This is a genomic window from Streptomyces sparsus (assembly GCF_054776295.1).
On sequence record NZ_BAAHCA010000671.1, the window covers coordinates 1 to 2,705 of the forward strand.

Sequence of the window (2,705 nt, forward strand, 5' to 3'; positions counted from 1 at the left end):
CGGCGCCCCTCCCGAGGGGCGCCGCCCGAAGCCGTCAGCCGGCACCCACCACGCACCGGCGGGCAGGCACAGGCGAAACCGGCGAACCACGACGCGGCGGCTCGGCATCTCGGCGGCTCGGCGAGCCAGCGGCTCAACGAGTCAGCGGGGTCGCCGGGTCAGCGGTAGTCACCGGGTCAGCGGTAGTTCACGAACTGCAGGGCGAAGTCGAAGTCCTTGCCCTTGAGCAGGCTGATGACCTCCTGCAATGCGTCCCGGCTCTTCGCACTGACCCGCAGCTCATCGCCCTGGACCTGGGCCTTGACGCCCTTGGGGCCCTCATCCCGGATGATCTTCGCGACCTTCTTGGCGTCGTCCTGGGCGATGCCCTCCTTCACGGTGGAGAAGATCTTGTACTCCTTGCCGGAGGCCTGCGGCTCCCCGGAGTCCAGCGCCTTGAGCGAGATCCCGCGCTTCACCAGCTTGGTCTGGAACACGTCGAGAACGGCGTTGGCACGCTCCTCGGAGTTCGCCCGGATCTCGATCCGCTCGCCGGACCAGGCGATGGAAGCGTCCACGCCCTTGAAGTCGTACCGCTGCGAGATCTCCTTGCCGGCCTGGTTGAGCGCGTTGTCGACCTCCTGCCGCTCGACCTTCGAGACGATGTCGAAACTGGAGTCGGCCATCGTGAGTTGGCTCCTCGTACGTAGGGTGATCAGGGGTGACGGCCCGCCCCGCGGGCCGCGCGCTCCGCCAGCCTAGCCGCGCCCCCCACCGCCGTGCCTGCCCAGAACCGAGTGGCGGGGCACCCCCTGCCATCAGGTATGGTTTACCCCGTTGCCACGGAGCACGACTCCCGGCAGCCATCCCAGGCGGTGTGCCCGAGCGGCCAAAGGGAGCAGACTGTAAATCTGCCGGCTCAGCCTTCCCAGGTTCGAATCCTGGCGCCGCCACACGGATAACGAAGGGCCCGTGACCTGCTGAAAAGCAGGTCACGGGCCCTTCGTCGTGGCCGCGTGGAAGGGCCATCGAGCCTGTCCCACCGCACTTGCCTGCGGCCGCCGACCGCATCTCCTCGCCGTGTCGGCTCTGGCGACTGCGAGGCCGAGTGATCCGTCTGCCGTGTGCCACCTGACGAGCGTGGACGCTGACGTCGCGCCCGGCAGTCCGGGACTCGCGGCGCGGTCGTCGGTGCGGTGGACCGGCAAGCACCGGTCGCGGGTGCGGGGCAGGTCAGGCTTCGGCACTGCTCTGCTTCCGGTCAGAGCATGCTCGTCCTCGTTCGTCGGCAGGCACTTTCGCGATGCCTGCTGGGCTCAGGTGACAGGGCTCCTTCCACCCGCAGACGGCCCTGTTGGCGCGCGGACCGAGCAGCCCGCCGGGAGGTCACCCGAATACCGCCCGGCTGCCCGTTGGCGCGGAGCCGCCGCCTCGGCCGGTCCGCACGGGACGAGGGCAGGTTCGTCAGGAGTCGTCGCTCCGGGGGCCGTTGACGGTCACGTCGCCGTACGTGGGCAGCGTCTCGGCCAGGCGGTCGGGTTTGCCGCGCAGGGTGGTGTCGAGGAAGGCGAGAGATGCGGCGGCGGTGATGCGCGGTCCGGCGGTGCGGTCCTGGGAGCCGACGATCGACGGCACCGGCGGCAGGTAGAGCGGTGCGTCGGTGAAGGTGAGGTGGGCCGCTCCGGGGACGGTGAGTCGGTAGCTGGTCGCGGTGCTCCGGGCGAGTACGCGGGTGAGGCGGGGGAGGTAGTCGGGGTCGGTGTCCGCGGTGATGTCCTGGGTGAGCGCGAGTACCGGCTGCGGGTACGGCTTCGGGTCGGGACCGTGCGGGAAGCCGTCCAGGTTGATCACGGCGTCGAACCGACGGTCCTGGCGGGCCGCTTGCAGCGCGGCACCGCCGCCGAGGGAGTGACCGGTGACGGCGACGCGGCCGGTGTCCAACCGGGCCGTGAGCGGGCCCGGGATCTCGCCGCGGCTGATGCGCTGCAACTGGGTGAGTACAAAGCTCAGGTCGTCGGCCCGAACGGCGGTCCAGGCCGCCGCCCGTTTGTCGTCCTCGTCGGCGTCGCCGGTGGCGGACACCTCCGTACGTACGGTTCGTCCGTCCGCGAGCACCACCGCGGCCGAGTCGTAGGGGTGGTCCACAGCGGCGACGACGTAACCGTGGCTGGCGAGTTCCTGTGCCCAGGCGGTGTTCTGGGTCCGGACGCCGCCCAGTCCCGGCGAGAACAGCACCACCGGCAGGCGCCCGCCGCCCTCGACGACGGGCGCGTCGGCCACCGCGTGCGTGCGGGCCCGGGAGGCGCCGTCGAGCAGGAATGCCGGCACGCCGACGTAGTCGGCGAGGCCGTCGGCGACGACGTCCGCCTCCTGCGGGGTGCGGCCGAGGTACCGGGCCCGTTGCGCGTCGCCCGTCGCACCCTTGCGCGCCGGGTACCAGAGTTGGGTGACGACCGTGCGTCGGTCGCCGGTGTCGGATGTGGCGGTCTCCGGCCGGTCGGTGTCGGTCCATTCGAGCACCCGGGTGCCCACCGCGAAGGGGCCGGTCGGGTCGGGGAACGCGGGCACCGGCAGTGCCCACGCGGTGACCGGGCCCACGGCGATCAGGCTCAGGCAGAGCAACGACGCAGGCAGGGCCACCCACCACCGGGCCCGCCCTGGTGCCCGGCCTCCGCGCGCCCGCAGCACGGCGGCGACGGCCCCGGCGCCCTCCCCCGGTTCGACGA

The 2,705-nt window shown here is 71.8% G+C and carries 2 protein-coding genes and 1 tRNA gene; 1 reads left to right on the forward strand and 2 read right to left on the reverse strand.

The genetic code is table 11. The annotated features are described in order from the left end of the window. Positions 1 to 176: 176 nt before the first annotated feature. Complete coding sequence (locus ACYVE9_RS21925) at positions 177 to 665, reverse strand: YajQ family cyclic di-GMP-binding protein (RefSeq protein WP_461029607.1); 489 nt, start codon at positions 663 to 665, stop codon at positions 177 to 179. Between the two features lie 185 nt (positions 666 to 850). Here ACYVE9_RS21925 and ACYVE9_RS21930 point away from each other — a divergent pair. Beyond that, positions 851 to 932: transfer RNA gene (locus ACYVE9_RS21930), tRNA-Tyr, on the forward strand. Positions 933 to 1,443: 511 nt separating this feature from the next. Here ACYVE9_RS21930 and ACYVE9_RS21935 read toward each other — a convergent pair. Further along, positions 1,444 to 2,705: alpha/beta hydrolase family protein (locus ACYVE9_RS21935; RefSeq protein ID WP_461029608.1), on the reverse strand; the 1,262-nt coding region annotated here is incomplete at its 5' end.